The sequence below is a fragment of the Terriglobia bacterium genome, assembly GCA_032252755.1.
Lineage (GTDB): Bacteria > Acidobacteriota > Terriglobia > Terriglobales > Acidobacteriaceae > JAVUPY01.
Genome location: JAVUPY010000011.1, coordinates 1 through 25,440, shown reverse-complemented (window position 1 = coordinate 25,440; position 25,440 = coordinate 1). Strand labels below are relative to the sequence as shown.

Here is a 25,440-nt window from a genome sequence, read left to right as displayed (position 1 = left end):
GCGAGACTAACCGGACTTGCGGCGCGGATTGCGCCGTGCACCGGGGGCTTTCTCGCTGGATTTGATCGGCACTACTCGATCCTGACGCTGTATCCTTTCATCAACACGGCGGTTACCAATACCCTGCTGCTCTTCGGCCCGCTGTGCACGCAGTGTGGGCTGCTGCGATCGCCACTTCACGCCTCTGGAGACACCTTCAAGGACATGTTCAGGACCTCTCTTTCTTTCTTCCTTTATGGCGAGGTCGCCAAGCGAAATTATGCCCTCTAAGCGTCCTTCATGAACCACGGGTAAGCGGCGGATTTGGTGACGCGCCATCAACTCCTCCGCTTCCTGAACGTTGGCTTCCGGAGAGACCGTCACCAAACCTTCGGTCAGAACGTCTTCCGCTGTGGATTCGCCGGGATCGCCGCCTTCAGCGACGCAGCGCAACACGATGTCACGATCGGTGACGATTCCGACGAGTTCGTCATCATCGACAATTGGCACAGCGCCGATGTCTTCGTGGCGCATGATGGTAGCAATCTCTTCGAGCGTGCTTCCCAGCTCGGCAGTAGTTATGTCGGTAGTCATGAGTTCGCGGACCTTCATGGGGGACTCCTCGGCAGGCGTTTTCTCAAACTTAGAACGATGGGGAACGGCGGCTGTTGCCCCCGGATTTCAACTGCTTTACTCTGCCCCGTCGCCGGTTTCCAAACCTCATGCCCAGCCTGTACAATCAAGTGTTCGTCTCTCCAGCGCGCGGCAGTTCTGTAATCGGAATCCGCGAAGGGCGTTCCTCAACGGGAATTCTTCCGGGCGCGAGCGCGCCGCCTTGAGAGCCGCTCCGTCGACTTGTTGCCCTACATCCGCCGCGTGAGCGGATGCAGGTTACTTCGGCGGATATGAGCAAACAAACGCGAAATCTACGATAGGAGCCTTTGTATCCCATGGCGATCCCGGCCACCCAACTGCGTCCCGGCATGATCATCAAGCACAACAATGATCTGCACTCAGTGTTCAGCGTCGAACACCGTACCCCGGGAAACCTCCGTGCCTTTATCCAGGCCAAGCTGCGTAACCTGCGTACCGGCGCAATGTTCGAACACCGTTTCCGTTCGGCTGACGGCATCGAGAAGATTACCGTTGACGAAGTGAAGATGGAATTCCTCTACAACGACGGCGACGACTACTACTTCATGGATACCGGCACCTACGAGCAGACTAATCTTAAGCGCGACACACTCGGCGACGCGGTAGAGTACCTCACCGCCAACCTGCAGATCACTGTCGAGTTCTTCGACGGAAAGCCCGTGGGAATTGAGCTGCCGCAAACCGTGGACTTGACGGTGATTGAGACCGAGCCTGGCTTGAAATCAGCGACCGCCTCCAGCGTTACAAAACCGGCCAAGACCGAAACCGGCCTGGTCGTCCAGGTGCCGCCGTTTATCAACGAGGGCGACCGCATCAAGGTTGATACGAGCGAAGGCGCCTACCTGAGTCGCGCATAGCGCATGATGTTTCAGTAGCCCCGGCCACGTCGGCCGGGGTTCTGTTGAGAGTTCAATGGCTGCTACGCAAACTCGTCGCTACGTCGTGACCGGCCGCGTTCAGGGCGTCGGCTTCCGCTGGTATGTCGAGCGCGAAGCCCGGGCCCTTGGCCTCGGCGGTTGGGTGCGTAATCGTGCTGACGGCAGCGTCGAAGTTCTGGCCGCGGGCTCAAACCAGCAGCTGAACGCCTTGTATGACAAGCTCAAGGCAGGGCCGCGCGCCTCGCGGGTCGACAACGTGGAAGTGGAAGAAGCAGCGCCCCTGAAGGACAGCGGTACATTCCGTATCGAAGGAGCTTGGTGACGAATGCACCAGCCAAAAACCACCTGTGATTCCCTGAAAAAACTCGTTCGCGAAGTCCCCGACTTTCCCAAGCCCGGCATTCTCTTCTACGACATCACCACGCTACTTAAGGACAAGCTGGGTTTTGCGACCCTGATCGATTCGCTGACGGAGTACTACATCAACAAGGACATCGATCTTGTGATCGGAATCGAAGCGCGCGGATTCATCTTCGGTCCGGCGCTCGCCTATCGGCTCAACGCTGGCTTTGTGCCGGTGCGGAAACCCAAAAAGCTGCCGGCCGAAACCGTTCGCTGGACCTACGAACTCGAGTACGGCTCCGACACGCTGGAAATCCATAAGGACGCGATTGCCCCCGGCCAACGCATCATCATCGTCGACGACCTGCTCGCCACCGGCGGAACCGCGAAAGCGACGGCGGAACTGGCAAGCTCCCTCGGCGGCGAAATCTGCGGGCTTGGATTTGCCATCGAACTCGACTTCCTGAAGGGGCGCGAGAAGCTCGGCAATTACGACGTGTACTCACTCCTGCATTACGACAAATAGCCACCACCAGGGCCGCCAAGGGACACAAAGAGAAGATGCCTTCGTGTTCATTAGTGTCCTTCATGGTTATCGTTCCATTGCCTAAGCCGGAACTGTCGCACTAAACTGTTTCGACCAATTCCCCGCGAAAGGTTACGTGTGGAAGCCTCAGGAGCTGTCAAAGGAAAACCCCAGGACTACATCGGCGCTTTCGCGAATGCGTTGACCTGTCTTGGCACTCAAACCTCTCACGAAGAAATTTTGTCGCAGGTCCCCGCGCTCCTCTGGAAGGACTTCGAGGCGGTGCGTTCGGAGCTTTGGCTGTGGGATGAATCCGGCAAGGGCTCGGGATACCTGACGCACTCGGCGGGTGCGGAAGCCAGCCATCGCAAAGATTACGTTTCAATCGGCGCCGGAGTTCTCGGGCGCGTCGCGCAGGCTCGCCGTGAAGAGCATAACGTGCCGCTCAGCGCTACAGACATCGAACTCACCCAGGCGCAACTAACCCACGTTTCCGTGTTCCCGCTAAATGCCGGAAAGAAGCTGGTCGGGGTAATCGCGAATTACAGCGACGGTCCAACCGCTGATGAAGTCATCTCCTGGTGGCACGCGTATTCCGAAATCGCGGGATTCGCCGTAAGCCGCGCACTCTCAACCGAAGAAAGCCAGCGCCAGATCCAACAGCTGTCGCTTCTCTTCGAAGCCACGCGACTGCTGAATTCGACGCTCGATCTCGCCGAGTTGCTGGAACTCATCCTGCGCATCGCCCGCACCGAGGTGAAGGCCGACCGCGGCACCGTATTCCTCGTCGACAAGCAGAAGAAAGAATTGTGGTCCATCGTCGCGCAAGGTCTCGAAAGCCAGGAGATCCGCGTTCCTTTCGGGCGCGGTGTCGCCGGCCATGTCGCCGAAACTGGCGAGATGCTGAACGTGGCCGACGCGTATGAGCTTCCGTTCTTCGATCCCAGCTTTGACCAGAAATTCGGTTACCGAACCAAGTCGTTGCTCTGCCTGCCAATCCGCCACAAGTCGGGCGAGATCGTCGGCGTGTTGCAATTGTTGAATCAGACCGTCGACGGCAAATTCACGAAGAAGGACGAGGAGTTCCTCAACAAGCTCAGTGGCCACATGGCAATGGCTCTGGAGAACGCGCGCCTGCATCGCGAGGCCCTCGAGAAGCAGCGCATGGAACGCGACCTCGCCGTTGCCCGCCAGATTCAGCGCTCGCTGTTGCCCGAGCATCCGCCGGTACTGCAGGGATACGACATCGCTGTCTTAAACGAGCCTTGCTTCGAATGCGGCGGCGATTACTACGACTTCCTGAATCTTGGCCCGCAGACTCTGCTTGCAGTCGTCGCCGACGTGGAAGGAAAAGGCGTCGGTTCGGCACTGGTAATGTCGAATTTGCAGGCGACGCTGCGCGCGCTCGCCATGCACCTGCACTCCCTCGAAGTGCTCATGCTCTCGCTCAACGAAATGATCTACAACGACACCAAGAGCGAAAAATTCCTGAGCTGCTTCCTTGGACTGATCGACACGCGCCGCAATGGCCTTCATTACATCAACGCTGGGCACTGCCCGCCGATCGTCGTGCGCGGCAAGGACGGCTCGCACCAAGAACTCTCGACCGGCGGCACCGTCGTCGGCCTGTTCCCGGACAGTCAATACCAGCGCGGCTCCACACCGCTTGAGCCTGGAGATATTCTCGTCTGCTGTACCGACGGCATCACCGAGGCCTGTAACACAAAAGAAGAAGAGTTCGGGATCGAGGGCCTCGCAAAATGCGTTGCGCTGCATCGCGCCAAATCTGCGCAGCAGATTGTCGACGCCGTCCTCGACGAGGTGACGGCCTTCTCCCGCGGTGGTCCCCACCAGGACGACAAAGTCCTCATGCTGATCAAAGTCACGGCATCCGGGGAATTACAGCAGGCTACGAGTTCCGGGGAACCACAGCAGGCTACGAGCTAGGGAAATCCAGGAAAACGCTGGATCAGCGGTCCTAGGCTGGAATCAGCGGTTCTAGAAAGTAGCCCCGCACGTCAGAGTCCGTGTGAGAACCTGCTCGGAGAAATTACGGTCGCACGTGAGAGCCTGTGCGAGAATGCGGTTTTAGAAAGTAGCCCCGCACGTCAGAGTCCGTGTGAGAACCTGCTCGGAGAAATTACGGTCGCACGTGAGAGCCTGTGCGAGAATGCGGTTTTAGAAAGTAGCCCCGCACGTCAGTGCGGGGAACGACCGCCCTGGATTGCGGCAGAGTCGCTTCAGCGACGACAGAGGCAGTGTTTTCGTGCCCTCGGATGAGTCAGCCTTCTTCTACAACCAACTTCGCTTCTTTCGCCAGATAGCTCTTCCGCCGAAACCAGTCTTCCATCCGCTCGCGCAGCAATTCCAGTGGCACCCGCGTCCCGATCTCAATCACTCCATCACTGACCGGCAAAGTGTCGTCAAACACCTGGTCGTTGGTGAAACTGCGCATGGCAAAACTGTCCAGCCACTTAATGGGCGCGGGGTGGCGCTGGCCGGCGTCTTCGTATTCGACGCGAATTTTGCGGGCAAACAATGCTTCGTTCTCCGAAGCTCAGTATAAATGCGCGGATGAACCCCTTCCTTCAAAACCCCGAGGGTGCCCCGTCCTAGCTTCGCTAGGGCGGGTAGTTTCTTTGTTCAGGCACAAGCCTCAATTGATCAACTCACGGCCTTTGACCCGTTCTCCTATTCCAACTCTCACAACGAACGAAGAACTGAGAACGAACAACGAACTCCATTCCCATTTCGGAACCACCCGATTTTTTCCCCTTCACATCACAGACACCGCCCCGCAGCACCCTCTATCCTGACCATGGATCAGTCCAACAACGGCGCCCTCTGTGGGTGCCGTCGTCATTAGCTCTTTGGAAATTTCGCCGTCTGCGAGCGCCAAGACCGCGGACGCCTCGAATCAATGCTTTTCGATCGTCAATGGGACAATCGTCAATTCGGTCGAAACGGCGGCGTCTTCCCACGCCAACCCCTTCGGAATCTATTATTTCCCCCTAATCCACTGATTCCAGAGCATTTGGTTCAATTCTGTGACCTAACTTGCTGATTCTGAAGTTTCGAGGGGCGGGGGGGTAGGGGTAGGGTACCCCAATTTGGTACTAACCAGTAACCGGGGTATTTTCAGATTTAACCCGAGTGTTTTCATAGATCTACACGGAGAATTTCCGTAAGTCTCTGAAAACAGGAATCACGAAAATGGGGGGTGGATCAGGAGTCTAGGCCTGATCAAGTTCCTTCAGGCTTCTTAGATAATCCCCATGTTCTTCCCGACCTTCTCCAGTACCTGCAGCGCCTGGTCGAGCTGCTCGCGCGTATGCGTCGCGGTCATGATGGTGCGGATGCGGGCTTTGCCCTCCGGAACCGTCGGAAACGCGATGCCGGTTCCAAGTACGCCGTTCTTGAAGAGCTCGCGAGAGAACTCCATCGTCGTCTTGCCGTCGCCGATGATGATTGGCGTGATCGGCGTCTCGCTCGCCGGCGTATTCACCCCGCCGATGTTGAATCCGAGCAGACCGAGTTCTTTCTTGAAGTACTTCGTATTGTCCCAGAGCTGCTCCATCCACTGCGGCTCTGTCTGGAGAACATCGAAGGCCGCGATACAGGTCGCCGCGACCGACGGCGGATGCGAGGTCGAGAACAGGAACGGCCGCCCGCGATGGTAGAGGAACTCGATCAGATCGCGTGTCCCGCAGACGTATCCGCCGAGCGCGCCGATCGCCTTCGACAGCGTGCCGACCTGGATGTCGACGCGCCCGTGCTGCCCAAAGTGATCGACGGTCCCGCGCCCCTGCCGGCCCAGAACGCCGGAAGAGTGCGCGTCGTCGATCATCATGATCGCGCCGTATTTCTCGGCCAGATCGCACAAGCCGGGCAGCGGCCCAATGTCGCCGTCCATGGAGAAAACGCCGTCGGTGATCAGCAACTTTTTGCCGGGTTGATCCTTCACGCTCGCCAACTGCTCCTCGGCATGCGCCAGGTCCTTGTGACGGAAGACGAGGATCTTGGCGCGCGACAGGCGGCAGCCGTCGATGATCGAGGCATGGTTCAGCTCGTCGCTGATGATGAAATCATCTTTGCCGAGGATCGCTGAGACCGTTCCCGCGTTTGCCGTAAAGCCTGACTGGAAGACCACGCAGGCCTCAACGTTCTTGAAGCGCGCGATCTTCTCTTCGAGTTCCATGTGGATCGACATGGTTCCGGCAATGGTGCGCACCGCGCCCGAGCCGACTCCGTACTTCTTTGTCGCTTCCAGCGCCGCCTCGCGAAGCTTCGGGTGGGTGGTCAGACCGAGGTAGTTATTCGAGGCGAGGTTAATTACATTTTTGCCGTCGAAGGTGCAGACCGACGCTTGCTCGTCTTCGAGGACGCGCAGCCGGAAGTAGGTTCCCTTCTTCTTCAGAGCATTCAGTTCGTCGGTGAGAAATGCGAGTGGATCGGTTCGAGTACTCGTGGTCATGCACAAACCTCTTCGGCTGCGAAATGCAAACCAGCTAGTTTAATACCGGAGCCGCACTCGCCACAAAGAGGCGCGCCTACACGCGTCTTCCGCTGACAAACGGATTGCCAGAGATGACGAAGCGCAACGGTTCGTCGATGGCTTTTGTGATGCCGATCCGAGGAGTGATAGTCACGCTCTCGGGGCGGAAGCTGTCGTCGGCGAGCCAGAGGTCCGAACGCGAGGGATCGGTGAGGTCCTTGCCATTGTCGCGATCACGGGTAATATCCAGAGCCTCGGCCATTCGTCCGGGACCTGACGTAAGCACACGAAGCTGCGTGACGCGAGGCTCGGGAGGGAGTTCGAGATTGCGGTAACGCGCCATGCGAGGTAAGCCGGCGACCGGTTCCATAGCCCGGAAGAGCACGCAACCGGCATCGCCTTCGGGCATGCAGCTCACGTTCAGGCAATAATGATTGCCGTAGATGAAATAGACGTAAGCGTGTCCCGGCGGGCCAAAGAGAACGGCATTGCGCTTCGTGAGCCCGGCAGCGCTGTGGGCGGCCGCGTCGGTCACGCCCATGTAGGCCTCCGTCTCTACAACGCGTCCGGCCAGCAGGTGACCGTTTTCGTTACGGATCAGCAGCTTTCCCAGCAGTTCTTGCGCAACCTTCCGCGGATCACGATCGAAGAACCTTGGTAGCAACGGGCGAGCCCGTTTGAGCGCAGAGTCGGGAGCGCCATTCGGAGTATGTTTATGCATCGAGAGTTCCTGAATTGCGACCGTTGCGGCGAGGATCCCCGGCCGGGGGAGGCCGGGGCTACTGAAATACAGTCTGCTACTTTGAGGCTTTGATCTCCGCCAGCACCTCTTCGGCGTGGCCATCGGGTTTGACGTTCTCGAAAATGTGGACGATTTTGCCGTCTGGGCCGATCAAAAACGTCGTTCTCGCGATGCCCATCACCTTTTTGCCATACATGTTCTTCTCTTTGATCACATCAAACTGTTTGGCAACTGTTTTATCCTTATCGGCAAGGAGTGTGTAGGGCAGCTCGTACTTCTCTTTGAACTTCTTCTGGGCCGAGGGGGTGTCGGCGGAAATGCCGAGCACGGTTACACCCGCCCGAGTGAGTTTGCTGTATGCGTCGCGGAACCCGCACGCTTCTATCGTTCAACCGGGTGTATTGGCTTTTGGGTAGAAGAACAGGACGACGGGTTTGCCGCGAAACTGCTTCAATTCCACCGTGTTCCCATTCTCATCCGGTAGACTGAATTCAGGGGCTTTGTCTTTAACTTTCATGCGGAAGATTCTAATGCGAGTTGGCTTTAAACGGCGCATGTGGATACGGAATTTCCTCGCCGTAATATTTTTGGCGGAACTCACCCTCGCGGTACCGAGCCACGCCCAGTACGCCTCGAGTTCCATCGATAAGAAGACTTCGCTGCGCGCTTTGGGCGTCGTCGAGCAACTCCCGAACGGGACCACACGGCTCTTTCCCGTCAGCATTTACCACGACGGCCAGTATTACGACGCGCGCTTCTATTACGCCAAGCCCGTTCCCATGTCGCTCTATGACCAGACGGAATACATCGCTCTCTCCGATGGCATGCCGGTGGGTAAGTTCATTGTGCATACCGCGCAGCAGATTCCCGACGGTGCCGTCTGGTGGGGCATCGGAGACTGGAAGCCGAATAGCACATCGGATGACAGCTCCAAAAAGGCCGAGACCAAGGCCGGAGACAAGGATGACGGCCGGCCGATTCTGAAGAGGGCGCCGGGCGCCGACGGTAAGAGCCCGGATGATAAGAAGAGCGGCGCCAGGACTGAGGCCAGCGACAACGGCGGTTTCAAGCCTGACAACGATACGGATCGCCCGATTCTTCGCAAGCCGAAAGAGGGAGCCAAGCCGCAAGAACAGATAACCGAGGCTACCGGCGAAAAAAGCCACATTGACCCCTCGGAGAATGATCCCGACCGGCCGATCCTGGTAAGAAAACAACCGGTGCAAAACGATGAACCGGTGGCGCTCGTCGCGCCAAAGCGCGGCGAAAAGGGAGCGAAGTACCTGGTCGCCATCTCCGATGCAGCGGCGATGAACAACCGTCCCTACGACTACGATATGGCGCCTTCTGAGAAGCAGAAATGGGCAGCTCAATTGACCAGGATGGGTATGGATGCGCTGCGTAAGTATGCGCAGACGCAGGCCAACACGCCACTTCCCACAAATGCAAAATTCGCCGAGACGCACATCAAGGCGTTCGATCTCGATTACAGCAATGCCCCGTACATGATCTTCACGGGCCGTGTCGAGCCGACGGTGGAGGCTCCGCAGTTATCGAGAAACAAGAAAGTCGCGCAGGAAGCACTTCCCCGGGCACAACTGTCGACGTTTTACGTGACCGTGGTGGCGCGCCTGAATTCGCAGGACCAACTCAACCAGCTTATGGCATTGCCTACGGATTCGCTGCACCTCGACCTGACGCCACGCCTCGATCTGATCGACGCGGTGGACGCAAACGGCGACAATCGCGCCGAACTGCTCTTCCGAAAGACGACCGATTCCGGTGCCAGCTATGTGCTCTACCAGATGACACCGTTCCAGATGACGAAGGTGTTCGAGGGCGGATCAGGAAACTAGAAAAGGATTAACCACGAAGGTAAAACTTCGTGTCTTTCTTCGGGGGGGTTATCCGCGAAAATCCGCGGTTCAGCCCTGTAGTTTCTTTGGCAGCAGCTCGTTGACCAGCGTTGGGTTGGCTTTTCCCTTCGACGCCTTCATTACCTGTCCGACAAAATAGGCGATGACGGTTGTCTTGCCGCCGCGATACTGCTCGAGCTGCTTGGGGTTCCCGGCTATGACCTCGTCGATGATGCGCTCCAGTTCGGCAGTGTCGGAAATCTGCTGCGGGTTTTCTTTTTTGTAGACGGCCGGGAAGTCTTCGCCGCGCTCGAAAGACTTGTCGTAGAGGTCCTTCAGCATCTTGCTACTGATGGTTCCGGCCTCGGCGAGATCGGCCGACATCACCACGCCGTCGATGCTGATCGGCGACTGTTCCAATTCGAGATTCCGCCCGCGCAGGCGGCCAAGCAATTCTGTAAGGATGAGATTCGCTACGCGCTTCGGATTCTTCGCCTTCTTCGCTGCCTCTTCAAACCATGCGGCGCGAGCCTGGCTTACCGAGAGCGTCTGCGCATCGTCTTCGGTGACCCCATATTGCTCGACGAGGCGCCGGCGTAGTGCGTCGGGCAGTTCGGGCATCCTGGCTTCGATCTCGGCCTGCCACTTGGCGTTTACGATGAGCGGGAGGAGGTCGGGCTCGGGGAAGTAACGGTAATCGTGTGCGCGCTCCTTGCTGCGCATGGGGAAGGTCTTCCCCTCGGGGGGGTTATAGAGCCGAGTTTCCTGTGCTATTTTGCCGCCCGCATCGAGCACTTCCGCCTGGCGCTCGATCTCGTACTCCAGTGCCTGCCGGATGAAGCGGAACGAGTTCACGTTCTTCACTTCCGCCTTGGTGCCGAATTCCTTCTGGCCCTTTGGACGGATCGAGACGTTGGCGTCGCAGCGCAGAGAGCCTTCTTCCATGTTGCAGTCGCTTACGCCGGTGTAGAGGATGATCTCCTTCAAACGGGTGAGGTACTCGTAGGCCTCGTCGGGCGAGGAAATGTCGGGTTCGCTGACAATCTCGATCAGCGGCACGCCGGAGCGGTTCAAGTCGATGGATGTCTTCTCCGAGCTGTCCGCAACTCCGTCATGAAGGCTCTTGCCGGCGTCCTCTTCCATGTGCAGACGGGTAATGCCGATCCGCTTGCGTCCTGCGGCCGTCTCGACATCGATCCAGCCGTATTCGGCAAGGGGCTTGTCGTACTGCGAAATCTGGTAGCCCTTCGGCAGGTCGGGATAGAAATAGTTCTTCCGCGCGAAAATCGAAGTTTCATTAACGCGGCAGTTGAGCGCTTTTGCCGCAAGCACGGCGAATTCGACAGCCTGCCGGTTCAGCACCGGCAACGCCCCAGGCAGTCCAAGGCACACCGGGCAGACATTGGAGTTTGGCGGGGCGCCAAAAGCGGTCGAGCACGAGCAGAAAATCTTGCTCCGCGTCAGGAGCTGTACATGGACCTCAAGGCCGATCACCGGTTCGTATTTTGTTGTCTTAGGTGTGATCGCGGAGGCGGTCGGCATGTTGCAATTATACGGGGGGATCCACCGCAGAGACACAGAGACGCCGAGGCACAGAGTTTCAGGATTATAAAACCCAAGTTTCAGGGTGTAGGTTTTGACCCCAAAAGCTCTGTGCTCTCGGTGAATCGCGATTAGTGCGACGGCTGGGCCGAGAGATACTTTTCCAGCGGGATTTCGAAGTACATCAACTCGTTCCCGTGGTTGTCGTCCACGCCGGTGATGTAGAGTGTTGCCCCGGCGACAGGATTCGAGAGTCCGCTGTAATCAAAGAACATGAATCCGGCTCGGGTTGCGTGCGGTTCCACGGCCTTCACTTTGAACATTGCCTGGTCGAGTTCGTCGAGTGCGCCCTTGGGAATGCCGCCCTTGGATTTCTTGGGAAGTGGGATCGGGTAGCTGCGCGGCAACTCGCCGCCACGATTCTTGATATGAGTGATGCGGCCGAGGATGTTGTCCTCAGTTGCAGGCGCCACTTTGCTGCGGTCGCGGTACTTCAACGTGGCTTCCATATTCGTCAGCGTTATCGGCTGGTCGCCGTCATTGGTAATGATCACGTAAACCGGCAGGAAGTCGTGCTCGGCATACTTGATTGTGAAGATCGAGGCCTTGTCCGGCATGTCGTAGGGATCGGCAGCGATTGTGACCTTCTCTTTGGGATGCTGATCGTGCGCCGGATACGTCTTGGCGTCTTCCGCGCGCGGCATCTGGAACTCTTTCTTCGCCCACAGTAGGGCGGAGCAAACGAGGACTAGGGCAATCGACAGCACAATGCGACGATGCATATAGGAATTATCGGTTGTGACAGCGCGGAGAACAACCGCCTCTGCACGGTTGGATGCAGAATTCCTGCTGGATGGTTGAGGGAGGCCCAGCCGCCTCGGCTGGGCGCTTTTCGGACATTAGCGGTGACGCGAGAACTTGAGACCAATAGAATGGCTCCCAGTGTTCATTCTCTACAGCGCGCTGCTGGCGGTCGGCCTGGTCTTGACGTCCCCGTATTGGGTCGTTCAGATGTTGCGACTCGGGAAGTATCGGGCGGGGCTGGCCGAGCGCTTTGGGCGCGTGCCGGAGAGAATTCGGACTGGTGACCCGCGGCCGGCGGTATGGATTCACGCCGTCTCGGTCGGGGAGGTCCTGGCGATCAGCGGGCTCGTGGCGGCGCTGAGGCGGGCGATGCCGGATTATCGGATCGTGATCTCCACCACGACGTACACCGGCCAGAAAGTGGCGCGCGATCGCTTCGGGGCCGAGAACGTCTTCTATTTTCCGCTGGATTTCGCTTTCTGCATCCGCCCGTACGTCAAGGCGCTGCGCCCTGCTCTTATCGTTGTTGCCGAAACCGAGTTCTGGCCGAATTTCCTGCGCGTTGTGAGCGGCTCTGGTGCGCGCGTCGCCGTCGTGAATGCGCGAATTTCGGACCGTTCGTTCCCGAGGTATCGTCGCTGGCGTGGGCTTCTCTCCCGAGTCCTGAGCTATGTCGATCTCTTTCTCGCACAGAGCGAGGAAGACGCGCGGCGCCTGCGTGAAATCAGCGCTGCTGCACAGCGCGTGCACGTGAGCGGCAATCTGAAATTCGATGTGAAGCCGCCGGAAGAAACTCCTGTGGTTACCGAACTCGGCAGCGCAATCTCCGAGTGCGGAGCAGGTCCGGTTATCGTCGCGGGGAGCACGGTCGAAGGAGAGGAAGAGCCGATCCTTGCGGCGTTCGAGAAGATTCGCGGCCAGTACCCGCAGGCGCTGCTGATTCTCGCACCGCGTCATAAGGAGCGATTTTCAGCCGTGAATGAACACCTGTCGCGCTCCAGCGTCCCATTCGTCGCTCGTTCGGCGATGAATGGGAATTCACCCCTTGCCGGCTCCGTCCTTCTTCTCGACAGTCTCGGCGAACTCGCGTCGGTCTATGCACTCGCGGATGTCGCCTTTGTAGGGGGTAGCCTAGTGCCCCGTGGCGGCCACAACATCCTCGAACCCGCGCATTGGGGAGTCGCAACCGTTGTGGGCCCGCATACCGAGAATTTTCGCGACATCGTTGGTATTTTTCGGCAGGCCGATGCCGTACGCGTAGCTCAACCGGAGGATCTGGCCGACGTATTGCTAGAACTCTTGCGAAACGATGAAGGTCGGCGCGGCCTCGGGCAGCGTGCCCGGAAGGTGGTTGAGGAGCAAATGGGCGCGACCGAACGTACTCTGGAGGCGCTTCGCGCCCTTATACAATAATCGCGATGATGAAGCTGTTTTCCGCCATCTACGGCTCCGCCGTCAATGCCCGCAACCGGCGTTTTGACGAGGGTAGGCGCGAGGCCAAACGCCTCGAGTCGCCGGTTGTGAGCATCGGCAACATCAGCGTCGGAGGATCCGGTAAAACGCCGTTTACCATTCTGCTCGGGAGTCTGCTGAACCAGCGTTCTATTCCATTCGACGTGCTGTCACGCGGCTACCGTCGGGAATCCACGGGTATCAAGATTGTCGATCCCAATGGCAGCGCCACAGAGTTCGGTGACGAACCTTTGTTGATCGCAAAGCGGCTGGCGGTTCCGGTGATCGTCGGCAGCAATCGATACCAGGCGGGTGTACGTGCCGAGCGTCGCTTCATGTCGGGGATGCACCTGCTTGACGACGGCTTCCAGCACCGGCAACTTGCCCGCCAATTCGATATCGTGCTGGTGAATGAAGAGGACCTTGACGACCGACTGCTACCTTCCGGTCATTTGAGGGAACCAGTTTCCGCACTCGAACGGTCGGATGTCCTGGTCATTCCGTCGAACCAGTCGAGCGAACGGTTCTCCGCATTTGGTAAACCGATCTGGCGCGTGATTCGCACCATGCGAGTGCCACCAAAGGCGCCAACCCGGCCGCTTGCGTTTTGCGGTCTGGCAAGGCCGCAGCGATTCTTCAAGGATCTGGAAACGCGTGGGATCAAGCCCTGCGCCATGGTCGCTTTCCCGGACCACCATCGCTATTCACTGGGAGAAATCGACAAGCTGCGGAAGATTGCTGACCGCAACCGTGCCGACGGCTTCATGACCACCCAGAAGGACCTGATGAATCTTGGTGACATGGTGAAGCGCCTGGACCCTATCGCAATCCCAATCCTGGAAATGGAACTGCTGAACGCTAAGGCCTGCCTTGACCATCTGCTTTCGACAATTGAGGCGCGCCGAAGCCGTCCCTCGTGAGAAAATCCACCTTCCAGTCATTTGTACTGGCCCTTAAGCATGAAACAGCTCTCCAAAGGATCCGAACACCTGCGCAAGATCGTGCAGTCGTTTCCTAACGTCACCATAACGGTGCTCGCCGATCTGGTCGCCGACGAATTTGTCTATGGCGAGATCACGCGAGTGTCGCGTGAAGCCCCGGTACTGATTCTCCGCCATCGCGAACGCAAGGTCGTTCCCGGCGGCGGCGCCAATGCCGTGATGAATCTTGCCGATCTCGGCGTCAATGTTCTGCCAGTCGGCATCATCGGGGACGATGAACCCGGCCGGCTTCTGATGCAGGCCTTCAAAGCGAAAAAGATCGCGACCAGCGGTGTGCTGAAGCTGAAGACATTCACGACGACGACTAAGACGCGAATTCTCGCGGGACAGAATCACTCCGCGCGCCAGCAGGTCGTACGCGTCGACCGTGAGCCCGAGCCTCTGCATGAGAATCACCCGGCACTGCTGGAATTGATTTCGTCGGCGCGGGAGTACGCCCGCGCCAGCGATGGCTTCCTCCTCTCCGACTACGGCTATGGTTCGGCGACACCACGGCTGCTTACGTTTATCCGCTCGAACGGTTCGCTTGACGGTATGCCCATCACGCTGGATTCGCGCTTCCGGATGCTGGAATACACAGGCGTTACGGCGGCCACGCCGAATGAGCCTGAAGTGGAAGCAGCGCTCAGAGTGAAGATTGGCAACGACCAGGAAAAGCTCTTCTCGGCTGGCGCGGAACTGATGAAGCAGATGAAGTTGGAGTCGCTCGTCATAACGCGCGGCAGCGACGGCATGGTGGCTTTTCAGAAGAAGCACAAGCCGATCGAGATCCCGATCCATGGAACCGACGAAGTCGCGGATGTAACGGGTGCGGGCGATACGGTGATCGCAACCTTTACAGCCGCACTTGCTGCCGGAGCCGACACCGAATCTGCCGCACGTCTGGCGAACTTTGCTGGAGGCGTCGTCGTGATGAAGCGTGGCACCGCGACCGTTTCTGCGCAGGAACTCATTCACGCCATCGAGCATGCGGAGCTTTGAGTGAGCGACCACTCCGGCAAAATCGTCTCGCGCGAGGAACTTCGACATCGTGTCGAAGACTGGCGCACCGCCGGCGATAAGGTGATTCTCACGAACGGTTGCTTCGACCTGCTGCACGTGGGACACATCCGATACCTACACGCCGCCAAGCAACTCGGCGGCAAGGTCGTGATTGCGTTGAATTCCGATGCCAGCGTTCGACAACTCAAAGGTGAAGGGCGTCCGTTGATGAATGAACAGGAGCGTGCAGAGATACTGGCTGCTCTCGCGGACGTCGATGCCGTCGTGATCTTTCCCGAGCCCGATGTGCGGGCGATCATTCGCGAGATTCACCCGGACGTGCAAGCCAAGGGAACGGATTACACCCTTGAGTCGGTGCCGGAGCGGGACGAAGTGATGGCTTACGGCGGACGCGTCGCGATCGTAGGCGACCCGAAGAATCACTCGACAACCGTATTTCTCGGACAGATGCGGAGCGAGAACAACCCGTGAACAACTTCACTTTGCGCCGATAATGTCACCGTCCGCATCCACTACGGGAAGCATTCTCATCGTCCGCCTTGGGGCAATGGGCGACGTGTTGCACGCGATGCCCGCGGTTTCGGCACTGCGGCGGGCGTTGCCGGAGGCACATCTTGGATGGGCTATTGAACGGCGCTGGGTTGAGCTGCTGAAATCCGCTGATGACGGACTTGCAACCTGCGGAGAACGCCACCTGGTCAACTCCATTCACGTGGTGGACACTCACATGTGGCGGAAGCATCCGCTGCATGCGTCCACCATGCAGGACATCAGAACCGTAATCGGCTGCATACGCGCGGAGAAATTCGAGCTGGCGATAGACCTTCAAGGAGCGGGCAAGAGTGCACTCGTCGCAAAGTTCAGCCATGCGCGATCGATTTACGGGTTCTCCCATCCACGAGAGCAACTCGCCACGCTGGTCTACTCGACCAAAGTCGATACGCACACCCCGCATGTCATAGATCAGAACCTGGAACTCTGTTCGGCGGCTGTTCGCCAAGCGCTCACCGCGGGCGAATTCGATCTGCCGCGATCCCCAGAAGGGGAGCGATGGTGCGAAGAAAGTCTGAAGGAACTCGCTGTCAGCAAGTTTGCGATTCTGAACCCGGGCTCGGGTTGGGGCGCCAAGTGCTGGCCTGCGGAACGCTACGCCGAGGTTGCGCGTGTGCTCCAGCGCATTGGAACGATGTCAATCGTGAATTACGGCCCAGGCGAAGAGGATCTCGCAAATTCGGTTGCGAAGCTCAGCGAGGGCGCCGCGCGTGCGGTGTTCGCGACCATCCCGCAGCTCATTGCTCTTACGAGGCGAGCCGGGCTCTTCATCGGCGGCGACACTGGCCCACTGCACCTTGCGGCGGCGTTGAAAGTCCCAGTGGTCGCGCTGTTCGGACCCACCGACCCGGCGCGCAACGGCCCCTACGGGACGCGCTCGGTGATCCTTCGCAGCGACCGCTCCGTCACAAGCTATAGTCATGTAGCCGCGCCTGACCCCGGCCTGCAGTCCGTCACCGTGGGCGAGGTCGTCGGCGCAGCCGCGCAACTCCTGGGAGTAACGATTGGCTGAGACCGCAAAGCGATGGACGTGGAGGCGGATCGCCCGAAGAATCCGGGTGCCGCTGGGCTTCGTCTTTGCGGGGCTTTATATCTGGCTCGCTCGTCCGGCCTGGTGGAGCATCTCGCTGGGGGTGGGCATTTCTCTCTTCGGAGTCCTGATTCGCGCGCTTGCTTCAGGTCACGTCCGCAAAAACGAAGAACTCACGACGACAGGGCCTTACGGGTATACTCGCAATCCGCTTTACCTCGGGTCGATCATCATCGCAATCGGCTTCGCGGTCGCTGCACGCAGCATCTGGATCGGGATCGGCCTGGTTGTGCTCTTCCTGGCGATCTATCTGCCGGTCATTCGCGCGGAAGAAGAATTCCTGCGCGGCAAGTTCGCCGATTTTGATGATTACATGGCGCGAGTGCCCCGTCTGGTGCCCCGCCTGACATCGGCCTCGCGTGAGCCGGGCTCTTTTTCCCGCCAGCTATACATTCAGCACCGTGAATACAATGCCCTGATTGGTACAGTCGTGATGGTTTGTGCGCTCATAATCAAGCTGGTCTGGTAGTCTCGTAGTAGAGACATGCAGCGAATTGCACTGATCCCCCTGTTCCTGCTGCTGGTCGTGTGCCTAACCACGGCACAAGCTCCCTCGCGGACGCAGCCGGCGAAGCCCCCGAGTGCGCCCCAGGATACGATCGGCCCGCAGTCATACATTCGGCCCGCGCCCGCCAACTATCACTTCCCCAATGGCCAGGTTTTGCATTACACGGTGGAATGGCGAATCTGGGATGCCGGGGTTGCAACCTTGCGCATTGATCCGGCTGGCTCCGAGCAAAAGGTCTCCGCGACCGCTGACTCCACCGGTTTCGTATCGCTTCTTTACAAAGTTGCGGACCGCTTCGAGGCCTACCTGGACCGCAACAGTTTCTGCTCGACGCACATCTACAAGCATTCGGAAGAAGGCCTGCACAAGCGCGACACCAACATCCGCTTCGACCAGGTGCGCAGGAAAGCGATCCTCGACGAAAAGAATCTTCGTAACAATGAAACCAAGCACGTCGAGCAGGACACTCCCGGCTGCGTTACTGACGTTATCTCCGGGATATTCTACGTTGCTTCTCTGCCCCTGGAACCGGGGCGTTCCTACACCTTCCCGCTGAACGACGGCGGTAAGACCGTCGATGTGAAGGCTCACGTCGAGGCCCGCGAAGACATCAAGACCGATGCCGGCACCTTCCACACGGTCCGGGTCCAACCGGAAGCCGAGTCAGGAGTCCTCAAAAGCAAGGGAAAGGTCTGGGTCTGGTACACCGACGACGCAAACCACATCCCGGTCCAAATGCGGGCTCATTTGTTCTGGGGAATGCTGACGTTCAAGCTGGCGAGAATCGATAAACAGTAACAGCGAGGGAACATCATGGGGAGCATCGCTCGTCATAAGTCCTCCATTACTGCGCATCCCGCAGCTCGATTCCGGCTCCAGTCTGGTTCGGTGCTCCTTCTCAGTGTTCTCCCCAAGATGGGGATGCAGGATTTGCAACCCGCCCCATGAAGACAACCACCCGGGTGAAGTTATCCATGATCAAGAAGTAGAAGGGTCGATCAACGATCATGCGGAAGGGTTTGGGAGGCTTGTAGTTCCCTACTGCGCTCATGACCATGACCCCGGTGACTGCTGCGGCCTCCGTCCCGACTTCGTCAACTCGAATCCACACTCGCTGCTTCATACTGACGGGGACTTCATCTCTGAGCGTAGCAGTTACGCTGGCCCGGTCGATCCGGAGTGAACTTGGAAGGCCGAGCATCTCGAAAGTGAGCCGCGGGTCGCATTTGAACGTGAATCGCGGCCATTCCAAGTGGCCTGGGCGAGGTACGAAATCCTCTCGCAATGTTCGTCCGCTTGGGTCTCTTAAGACCGCAGGCAAGTCGCTGCCTTTTGGTAAGACGACTACCATCGCGAATCGGGATTGCCCGAGGGGACTGCCGCCGTAGTTGAGGCTCACGGCCTGGCATTCCGAATCCTCGTGATAGGCGAAGCCCCGGTCCATTTGCATTCGCGGATGCTGCACCTTGGATCCATCAGCCAACGTGAACCACTGTATTTCCGTGAGCGATTCCTCGAAGGGCTTCAGCCATCTGCCACAGAAGTAGATGACGTTCAGTGCGAGCAACAGATCCAACGACAAATCACTAACGATCCCAGAAATGCGCCCGGCGGTGTTTCGTTCAACCCAGCCATTCAGTTCGCGGACGGTCGACGGCCCGAAATCACCATTGAAAAGTTCGCAACCGTATTCCTCTATGAATTTTTCCCTCGCTGACGAGGTGAATTGCTGGGGATCTCGCAACCACAAAGAATTCAAAACTTTGATAGCTGGCTCGTCTGCGTAGACGCGTCGAATTCTGTGCAGAGCGCGCATATTTTCAGCGGGTGAATCCCAACCGTATTCGAAGACTTTCAGGAAAGACTCGCGTGCCTCCGCCGGTAAGAGATCTTGCATAAGAGAAAGTACGAGTTGAATACCGAATGGTGAGTAACAGAGATTCTCAGTCGCAGGTGTCTTTTCCAACAATTTTTGAAAAGTAGTGAGGGCAAATGAGTAAGAGGTGGGGTGAGTGGCGACTGCTCCAGAGGAAGTCTTCATGCGCACCTCCGAAGGCTGCGAACCGAACTATATCAGTGCAGAAAATTTGCGCAACAAAAACAAGGAAGGGGGGTTAGAAAACGCCTTTGAACGCTTAAGCCTTCATTTCTTGCACACTATTTATTTTTGATTTCGAGTGCTGATCTTCGAAACACTTCCGCTGGTACCAGTGTCAAAGCTCATGAGGTCTGGAGAAATTCATGAGCAAACGAATTGGGCTGTTGCTGATTCTTTCGGTGCTTAGGATGTTGCAGTTGCCGGTGAAAGCGCAGGAGAAACAAGAGGTCCCCTCGGCGGGGTTGGGGCAGGCTCTTCGACTCCGCGCGACTCCGTCGCGCTCCGCTCAGGATGATACGGGTTCTGGATCACAGGTGCAGAACGTGAGGCCAAGCGAGCCGCCGGCGATCACCATCTATAACGCGAACTTTGCGGTCGTGCGCGAGATGCTTCCGCTCGATCTGGGGCCGGGCGTAAATGCGGTTCGGTTCGGTGGGATCACCGCGCACGTCGAGCCGGATTCGGTCATGCTGCGTGACCCGCTTGCCACGAGGCAGGTGCAGATCTGGGAGCAGAACTATCGCAACGACCCGGTTACGCAGGAACTGCTGCTGTCGCTCTACAAGGGCCAGACGATCACGTTCAAGACCGGCCGCGGCGGCGACCAGGAGTACGTGAAGGGCAAGGTGATTCGGGCAGGATATGTTCCGCGGATGACCGGCTACAGCGATGCTTACGTGCAAGCGAGTTCGACGCCGATCATCGAGGTCGATGGACAGCTCCAGTTCAGTCTGCCGGGACAGCCGATGTTTCCGTCGCTAATTGGCGACACGGTGCTGAAGCCCTCGATGAACTGGCTGGTGCAGACGGACAAGCCCGGAAAACTCGATGCCGAGCTCAGCTACGTAACGGGCGGGCTGAGCTGGGAGGCCGACTACAACCTGGTGGCGCCGGAGAAGGGCGACACCATCGACCTGGTCGGATGGGTGACGATCCAGAATCATTCGGGAACGGTTTTTGACAATGCACGCATCAAGCTTATGGCGGGAGACGTGAATAAGATCCAGCCAACGCGCGGCGTCGTCGGAGGGATTGTCGCCGAAATGAAGACTGCCGATGTTGCGATGGCTGCACCTGTAACTGAAAAATCCTTCGACGAGTTTCATCTCTATTCACTCGCGCGGCCGACGACGTTGCATGACCAGGAGACGAAGCAGGTGGAGTTCGTCGCTGCGACGGGCGTGAAGTCGACACGGTTTTATCTGTATGACGGCTCGCGCGACACGCAGTACGGCTACTACTGGCAGGTTGGAAACGATCCCAACTACGGCACGCAGTCGAACCCGAAGGTCGCGGTGATGCAGGAGTTCGTGAACTCCGAGGCGAATCACCTGGGGATTCCGCTGCCGAAGGGACGGTTGCGCTTCTATCGCCGCGACAGCGATGGTCATCTCGAGTTTACGGGCGAGAACACGATCGACCATACGCCGAAGGACGAGACGATCCGCGTTTATACCGGGAACGCGTTCGACATCACGGGCGAGCGCAAGCGGACGGATTTCCATGTCGACAGCGGACAGCGATGGCTCGATGAGACCTACCAGATCAAGGTTCGTAACCACAAGAAAGAAACCGTTACGGTGCGCGTGCTCGAACACCTTTATCGGTGGAACAACTGGAAGCTCACGGCGCAGTCGGACCAGTACCGGAAACTTGACAGCCGGAATATCGAGTTTCGGGTGCAGGTGCCGCCGGACGGAGAGAAGGTCGTGACCTATACGGTGCACTATTGGTGGTAAGACTGCAACCGAAGAACTGAGGATCGGGTGAACCGAAGAACTGCACGTCGGAATGTGAGGTTCGGTCGGCCCGATCTTCTGTTCTGCTGTCCGATCATTTAGTCTAGTTATTTCATGTCCTTCTTCATCAAGATCAAGCGCGAGCAATTTGGGACGCCGCAGGCCATTGCGGTGCTTCTGTTGCTTGCGCTGGTGGGGCAGTGCGCGTGGTTCATCTCGATGGTGCCGCTGACCGAGGTGGAGGCCGCGTACGTGGGCGGCGGACTGGACTACCTGTCGCACAGCGCGGTGAGCTTCGATACGATCCGGTCGCCGCTCACTTCCCTGATGGCGGCGGTTCCGTTGCGGGTCGTGTATCCGCAGGTGTTCTCGAACACTTCCAACCAGTTCTATCTTGATGCGCACCGATGGATCATTCGATTTCCATTCGTTATCTGCGGGCTGCTGCTTGGGGCGTCGTTGTGGTACGTGGCGCGACGGCTGTATGGGAATACCGGTGGTTACATTGCGCTGGGGCTGTATGCGTTCAATCCGGCGGTGGTGTCGCATATCTCTTTCGCGAACCCGGATGTCATCACAGCGTGGGGAACATTCGGTGCGATTTTTACGGCGATTGCAGTGGCGCACACGTTGTACGCTCCGCGTGAGGTGATCCTCTGGAACTGGCGGCGGATTCTTTTGCTGGGGTTCTGCGTTTACCTGATGGTAGGAGGATTGTTCTCGGCGGCGGTGCTGCTGGTACTGGGTCTGGCTTTCATGCTGTGGGCTGTACCGGAACGGCGTGGAGCGGCGCTGGCGATCTTCTTCGCCGGCATTGTGGTCGGGTTTATGTTTCTCACGGCAGCGTACCTGTTTCGACTTCCGCAGTACTGGCATGGGTTAATGAGGGCAGACTGGTTCCATGCTTCGGCGCAGGCGATGGTTACGCCGTTCGTCTACAGGGTGGCCGGCTTCTTCTACCTGCACCAGGCTCCGGCGGCAACACTGCTGGGAGCGCTTGCGCTACTCGTTTATGTTGTTTGGCCCCGCACGCGCTTCTTCGGGAATACGGCGCCTTTGCTGGTGCTGATTGCGGCGCTCCTGTTGGGATTCGTCATGCCCGGGGTAGTGGGATATGGGTTCTACTTCGTCGCGCTTACGTTCATTATGCTGTTTTCGGCGGGAGTTCTTACGGACGTGCTGGAGCATCCCAAGCTGGGTTTGGCCCTGGGCGTGGTAATGGGAGTGCTGCTTACGCAGGCGGTAATTGGATTGATGAGCCTCGCAGAGATGAGCCGCAGCGCAAGGTAGAAGCGTGGATTGACGATCCACGATGCAGCATTCACGATTCACGGCTTTACAACTTCAGTGCCGAAATGGGGTTATCATTTACGTATGAAAACCCTTCTGCGCACGTTTGCGGTGGTTGCTGGTCTGGCGCTGGCAGTGCCGATGCTGGCGCAGAGAGGCGTGTCCCCTTCGATCACGAACGGCACACACCTTGGTTATCCTGCGGCTTCTATCCTGACGCCCAACAACATGCGCTACGGCGATAGCGCGCCGCGAGGTACGCAACGGTTCGGCTCGTTTGCGGCACCGCGGATGTACAACCCGCAGCGCGAGCACCGTGAGCACCGGGAACATCACTTCCAGAACGGGTTTTATTCGTATCCGTATTACCCGGCCTACTACTACGATCCGTTTTCATACGGCTACGACGACACCTACGTTCAGGGCAGCTCTTCGTTGCCGGGTGCAGGCACGTTCAATACGCAGCAGCAGCCGCCCGCGAATGAAGGCTATGTGGAATACCCACAGTACCGGCCATACATTGAATCGAATGAGGTGATCGACAACGAGGGACACGTTTACGTGCGGAAGACCGAACAACCACCCGCGCCTCAAGCTCCTGCCGCGGAACCGGAACAGCCGTCACAGTCCAGTGCCGCCGGTGCGGAAGAAGAACCTCGGACCATACTCATTTTCAAAGATGGGCGGCAGATGGAAGTATCGAACTACGCGATCATGGGCTCGACGTTGTACCTGTTCTCTGGCGATCATCGGAAGATTTCACTGGCCGATTTGGACCTGCCGGCAACCGAAAGGGCGAATGACGACCGCGGGATCGAGTTCCGTGTACCGAACGCCTCGTAAGCACCCAGAAATACAACAGTTAGCCCACCATCCCGGCCCGAATTGCGTGTCCCCTCGCGTGTTATAATTTGAGTGGCTCTTCTGGCGGCTAAATTCCTGTAAATGCAAGCATTTACACGTGGAAAAGTAACTCTCCCACAGTACTGCGGGCTCAGGGTGGGGCACCCACGGCGTGACTGAGCGTTTGGGAAGAAAGAAGAACCAGGAACTTAGAACTGACTTCTATGGCAGACGAACAGAACCCACAACTTCCTCTTGGCGGTGACGGCGGCGGTCCGGGCGCAGCGAATGTGCAGCCCATCAACATTGAAGAGGAGATGCGGCGATCGTATCTCGACTACTCGATGTCGGTCATCATCGGCCGCGCGCTTCCCGACGTTCGTGACGGGCTGAAGCCCGTCCATCGCCGCATTCTTTACGCGATGCATGACATGGGTTTGCTGCACAACCGCAAGCACATGAAGTGCGCCGGTGTCGTCGGCGAGTGTTTGAAGAAATATCACCCGCACGGAGATAGCGCTGTATACGACGCGCTGGTGCGTCTCGCACAGAATTTCTCGCTGCGCTATCCACTGGTCGATGGCCAGGGTAACTTCGGCTCCGTCGACGGCGATCCTCCAGCGGCGTATCGATACACCGAAGCGCGCATGACCGCGCTCGCCGAAGAGATGCTTGCGGATATCGACAAGGAAACTGTCGACTGGGCAGCGAACTTCGATGACACCACGGTTGAGCCATCGGTGCTCCCGACGAAATTCCCAAACCTGCTGGTGAACGGTTCCAACGGTATTGCTGTCGGCATGGCGACGAACATCCCGCCGCACAACATGAGTGAGATCGTCGAGGCCTGCATCATGCTGGTGAACAAGCCTTCGACCACGCTCGAAGAGATGATGACGGTCGTACAGGGACCGGACTTCCCAACCGGCGCGTACATCAACGGGCGCAGCGGGATTCTGAACGCCTACCGCACCGGGCGCGGACGCTTCATCATGCGCGCCAAGGCAGCCATCGAGCACATCAACAAGGAAAAAGACGCCATCGTCGTCACCGAAATTCCTTACCAGGTGAACAAGGCACGGCTGATCGAGCGGATCGCCGACCTGGTGAACGACAAGACCATCGATGATATCGGCGACATTCGCGACGAGAGCGACCGCGAGGGAATGCGAATCGTCATCGAACTGAAGCGTGGCGCCGAAGCGCAGATCGTGCTCAACCAACTCTACAAGCACACCTCGATGCAGGAAAGCTTCTCGATGATCTTCCTGGCGGTCGTGAATGGCCAACCCAAGGAGATGGGGCTGGTGCAGGCGATCCAGCACTTCATCGATCACCGCATCGACGTCGTCCGCCGCCGCACCGCCTTCCTGCTCGCCAAGGCGCGCGAACGCGAGCACGTCTTGGAAGGGTATGTCACGGCGCTCGATCATCTTGATGCGGTGATTACCATCATCCGCGCCAGCAACAACCGCGGCGAGGCTCGCGACAACCTGGTCGCGTACTTCGGCGGCAAGAAGATCACGATCAACGTGACAGGGAAGGCACCGAAGGTCGATCCCGAGAAGCCGTTTACCTCGAAGCAGGCCGACGCGATTCTCGAACTGCAGTTACACCGTTTGACGCGTCTCTCGATCGACGAAATCATGAAGGAACTAGGCGAAATCCGCGAGCGCATCACCGAGTACGAGTCGATCCTCGGTTCCGACAAGAAGCTGCGCGGCGTTATCACGAAAGAGCTGCAGCAGATCAAGGAGGACTTCGGCGACGAGCGCCGAACGATCATCCAGGACGAAGCGAAAGAAATTCATCTCGAGGACCTGATCGCCGACGAGCAGGTTGCGGTCACTGTCAGCCACCAGGGATACCTGAAGCGCACGGCAGTTACGACCTATCGCCAGCAGCGTCGCGGAGGCGCAGGACGCACGGGGATGAAGACGCGCGAAGAGGATTTCGTCTCGCATCTCTTCGTCGCGTCGACGCACGCCTACATCCTGATCTTCACGAACACCGGGCGTGTCTACTGGCTCAAGGTGTACGAGGTGCC

At 58.2% G+C, this 25,440-nt stretch carries 25 protein-coding genes; 17 read left to right on the top strand and 8 right to left on the bottom strand.

The window, feature by feature from the left end:
- Positions 1–6: 6 nt before the first annotated feature.
- Entirely contained in the window at positions 7–591 is a 585-nt protein-coding gene (locus tag ROO76_02050; protein ID MDT8066927.1) for a CBS domain-containing protein, read from the bottom strand.
- A 338-nt stretch (positions 592–929) separates the two neighbouring features.
- Here ROO76_02050 and efp point away from each other — a divergent pair, with 338 nt between their 5' ends.
- The 4 genes from efp (at position 930) to ROO76_02030 (ending at position 4,326) form a co-directional block, all read left to right on the top strand.
- Complete coding sequence (gene efp / locus ROO76_02045; GenBank protein ID MDT8066926.1) at positions 930–1,490, top strand: elongation factor P; 561 nt, start codon at positions 930–932, stop codon at positions 1,488–1,490.
- Positions 1,491–1,545: 55 nt separating this feature from the next.
- Entirely contained in the window at positions 1,546–1,833 is a 288-nt protein-coding gene (locus ROO76_02040; GenBank protein ID MDT8066925.1) for an acylphosphatase, read from the top strand.
- Between the two features lie 3 nt (positions 1,834–1,836).
- Positions 1,837–2,379: an adenine phosphoribosyltransferase gene (locus ROO76_02035; protein ID MDT8066924.1), complete on the top strand. Its 543-nt coding sequence runs from the start codon at positions 1,837–1,839 to the stop codon at positions 2,377–2,379.
- A 240-nt stretch (positions 2,380–2,619) separates the two neighbouring features.
- The gene (locus tag ROO76_02030) at positions 2,620–4,326 is read left to right on the top strand and encodes a SpoIIE family protein phosphatase (protein ID MDT8066923.1); all 1,707 of its coding nucleotides are present in this window, start codon (positions 2,620–2,622) and stop codon (positions 4,324–4,326) included.
- Between the two features lie 334 nt (positions 4,327–4,660).
- On the opposite strand, the gene ROO76_02025 is transcribed toward ROO76_02030, so the two are convergent.
- From ROO76_02025 to bcp, 4 genes are all read right to left on the bottom strand, one after another.
- On the bottom strand, positions 4,661–4,918 hold the full coding sequence (locus ROO76_02025) for a hypothetical protein (protein MDT8066922.1): 258 nt from the start codon (positions 4,916–4,918) through the stop codon (positions 4,661–4,663).
- 723 nt (positions 4,919–5,641) lie between these two features.
- Entirely contained in the window at positions 5,642–6,853 is a 1,212-nt protein-coding gene (locus ROO76_02020) for a glycine C-acetyltransferase (GenBank protein MDT8066921.1), read from the bottom strand.
- 76 nt (positions 6,854–6,929) lie between these two features.
- Positions 6,930–7,595 carry a DNA-3-methyladenine glycosylase gene (locus ROO76_02015; protein MDT8066920.1) on the bottom strand — a complete coding sequence of 222 codons (666 nt, stop codon included), beginning with the start codon at positions 7,593–7,595 and terminating at the stop codon, positions 6,930–6,932.
- A gap of 76 nt (positions 7,596–7,671) precedes the next feature.
- Complete coding sequence (gene bcp, locus ROO76_02010) at positions 7,672–8,133, bottom strand: thioredoxin-dependent thiol peroxidase (GenBank protein ID MDT8066919.1); 462 nt, start codon at positions 8,131–8,133, stop codon at positions 7,672–7,674.
- Between the two features lie 13 nt (positions 8,134–8,146).
- Here bcp and ROO76_02005 point away from each other — a divergent pair, with 13 nt between their 5' ends.
- The gene (locus ROO76_02005) at positions 8,147–9,472 is read left to right on the top strand and encodes a hypothetical protein (GenBank protein ID MDT8066918.1); all 1,326 of its coding nucleotides are present in this window, start codon (positions 8,147–8,149) and stop codon (positions 9,470–9,472) included.
- A gap of 69 nt (positions 9,473–9,541) precedes the next feature.
- Here ROO76_02005 and gatB read toward each other — a convergent pair whose 3' ends face one another.
- Both gatB and ROO76_01995 read right to left on the bottom strand, forming a co-directional pair.
- Complete coding sequence (gatB, locus tag ROO76_02000) at positions 9,542–11,014, bottom strand: Asp-tRNA(Asn)/Glu-tRNA(Gln) amidotransferase subunit GatB (GenBank protein ID MDT8066917.1); 1,473 nt, start codon at positions 11,012–11,014, stop codon at positions 9,542–9,544.
- A 131-nt stretch (positions 11,015–11,145) separates the two neighbouring features.
- Positions 11,146–11,796 carry a hypothetical protein gene (locus ROO76_01995; GenBank protein MDT8066916.1) on the bottom strand — a complete coding sequence of 217 codons (651 nt, stop codon included), beginning with the start codon at positions 11,794–11,796 and terminating at the stop codon, positions 11,146–11,148.
- A gap of 160 nt (positions 11,797–11,956) precedes the next feature.
- Between ROO76_01995 and ROO76_01990 the strand changes: the two genes are divergently transcribed.
- The 7 genes from ROO76_01990 to ROO76_01960 are packed head-to-tail and all read left to right on the top strand — an operon-like array spanning position 11,957 to position 18,221.
- Entirely contained in the window at positions 11,957–13,231 is a 1,275-nt protein-coding gene (locus tag ROO76_01990) for a 3-deoxy-D-manno-octulosonic acid transferase (protein ID MDT8066915.1), read from the top strand.
- Positions 13,232–13,236: 5 nt separating this feature from the next.
- The gene (gene lpxK, locus ROO76_01985) at positions 13,237–14,190 is read left to right on the top strand and encodes a tetraacyldisaccharide 4'-kinase (protein MDT8066914.1); all 954 of its coding nucleotides are present in this window, start codon (positions 13,237–13,239) and stop codon (positions 14,188–14,190) included.
- 39 nt (positions 14,191–14,229) lie between these two features.
- On the top strand, positions 14,230–15,252 hold the full coding sequence (locus ROO76_01980; GenBank protein MDT8066913.1) for a PfkB family carbohydrate kinase: 1,023 nt from the start codon (positions 14,230–14,232) through the stop codon (positions 15,250–15,252).
- A gap of 21 nt (positions 15,253–15,273) precedes the next feature.
- On the top strand, positions 15,274–15,744 hold the full coding sequence (locus ROO76_01975) for an adenylyltransferase/cytidyltransferase family protein (GenBank protein ID MDT8066912.1): 471 nt from the start codon (positions 15,274–15,276) through the stop codon (positions 15,742–15,744).
- A 22-nt stretch (positions 15,745–15,766) separates the two neighbouring features.
- Entirely contained in the window at positions 15,767–16,837 is a 1,071-nt protein-coding gene (locus tag ROO76_01970) for a glycosyltransferase family 9 protein (protein ID MDT8066911.1), read from the top strand.
- Positions 16,830–17,384, top strand: a complete 555-nt coding sequence (locus ROO76_01965) for an isoprenylcysteine carboxylmethyltransferase family protein (protein ID MDT8066910.1) — start codon at positions 16,830–16,832, stop codon at positions 17,382–17,384. Before ROO76_01970 ends, ROO76_01965 begins: the two co-directional genes overlap by 8 nt.
- Positions 17,385–17,399: 15 nt before the next feature.
- Positions 17,400–18,221, top strand: coding sequence for a DUF3108 domain-containing protein (locus ROO76_01960; GenBank protein ID MDT8066909.1), 822 nt, complete (start codon positions 17,400–17,402; stop codon positions 18,219–18,221).
- A gap of 100 nt (positions 18,222–18,321) precedes the next feature.
- Here the strand turns inward: ROO76_01960 and ROO76_01955 are convergent, their stop codons facing one another.
- On the bottom strand, positions 18,322–19,464 hold the full coding sequence (locus ROO76_01955; protein ID MDT8066908.1) for a serpin family protein: 1,143 nt from the start codon (positions 19,462–19,464) through the stop codon (positions 18,322–18,324).
- On the opposite strand from ROO76_01955, the gene ROO76_01950 reads away from it, so the two are divergent.
- From ROO76_01950 to gyrA, 5 genes are all read left to right on the top strand, one after another.
- Positions 19,463–19,594: a hypothetical protein gene (locus ROO76_01950; GenBank protein MDT8066907.1), complete on the top strand. Its 132-nt coding sequence runs from the start codon at positions 19,463–19,465 to the stop codon at positions 19,592–19,594. The two genes, ROO76_01955 and ROO76_01950, sit on opposite strands and share 2 nt — an antisense overlap.
- 70 nt (positions 19,595–19,664) lie before the next feature.
- The gene (locus tag ROO76_01945; GenBank protein ID MDT8066906.1) at positions 19,665–21,260 is read left to right on the top strand and encodes a DUF4139 domain-containing protein; all 1,596 of its coding nucleotides are present in this window, start codon (positions 19,665–19,667) and stop codon (positions 21,258–21,260) included.
- A 114-nt stretch (positions 21,261–21,374) separates the two neighbouring features.
- A complete protein-coding gene (locus ROO76_01940; protein ID MDT8066905.1) occupies positions 21,375–22,550 on the top strand; it encodes a hypothetical protein in 1,176 nt (391 codons plus the stop codon).
- Between the two features lie 84 nt (positions 22,551–22,634).
- Positions 22,635–23,393, top strand: coding sequence for a hypothetical protein (locus tag ROO76_01935; GenBank protein ID MDT8066904.1), 759 nt, complete (start codon positions 22,635–22,637; stop codon positions 23,391–23,393).
- A 224-nt stretch (positions 23,394–23,617) separates the two neighbouring features.
- A partial coding sequence (gene gyrA, locus ROO76_01930; GenBank protein MDT8066903.1) for a DNA gyrase subunit A occupies positions 23,618–25,440 on the top strand: 1,823 nt, incomplete at its 3' end.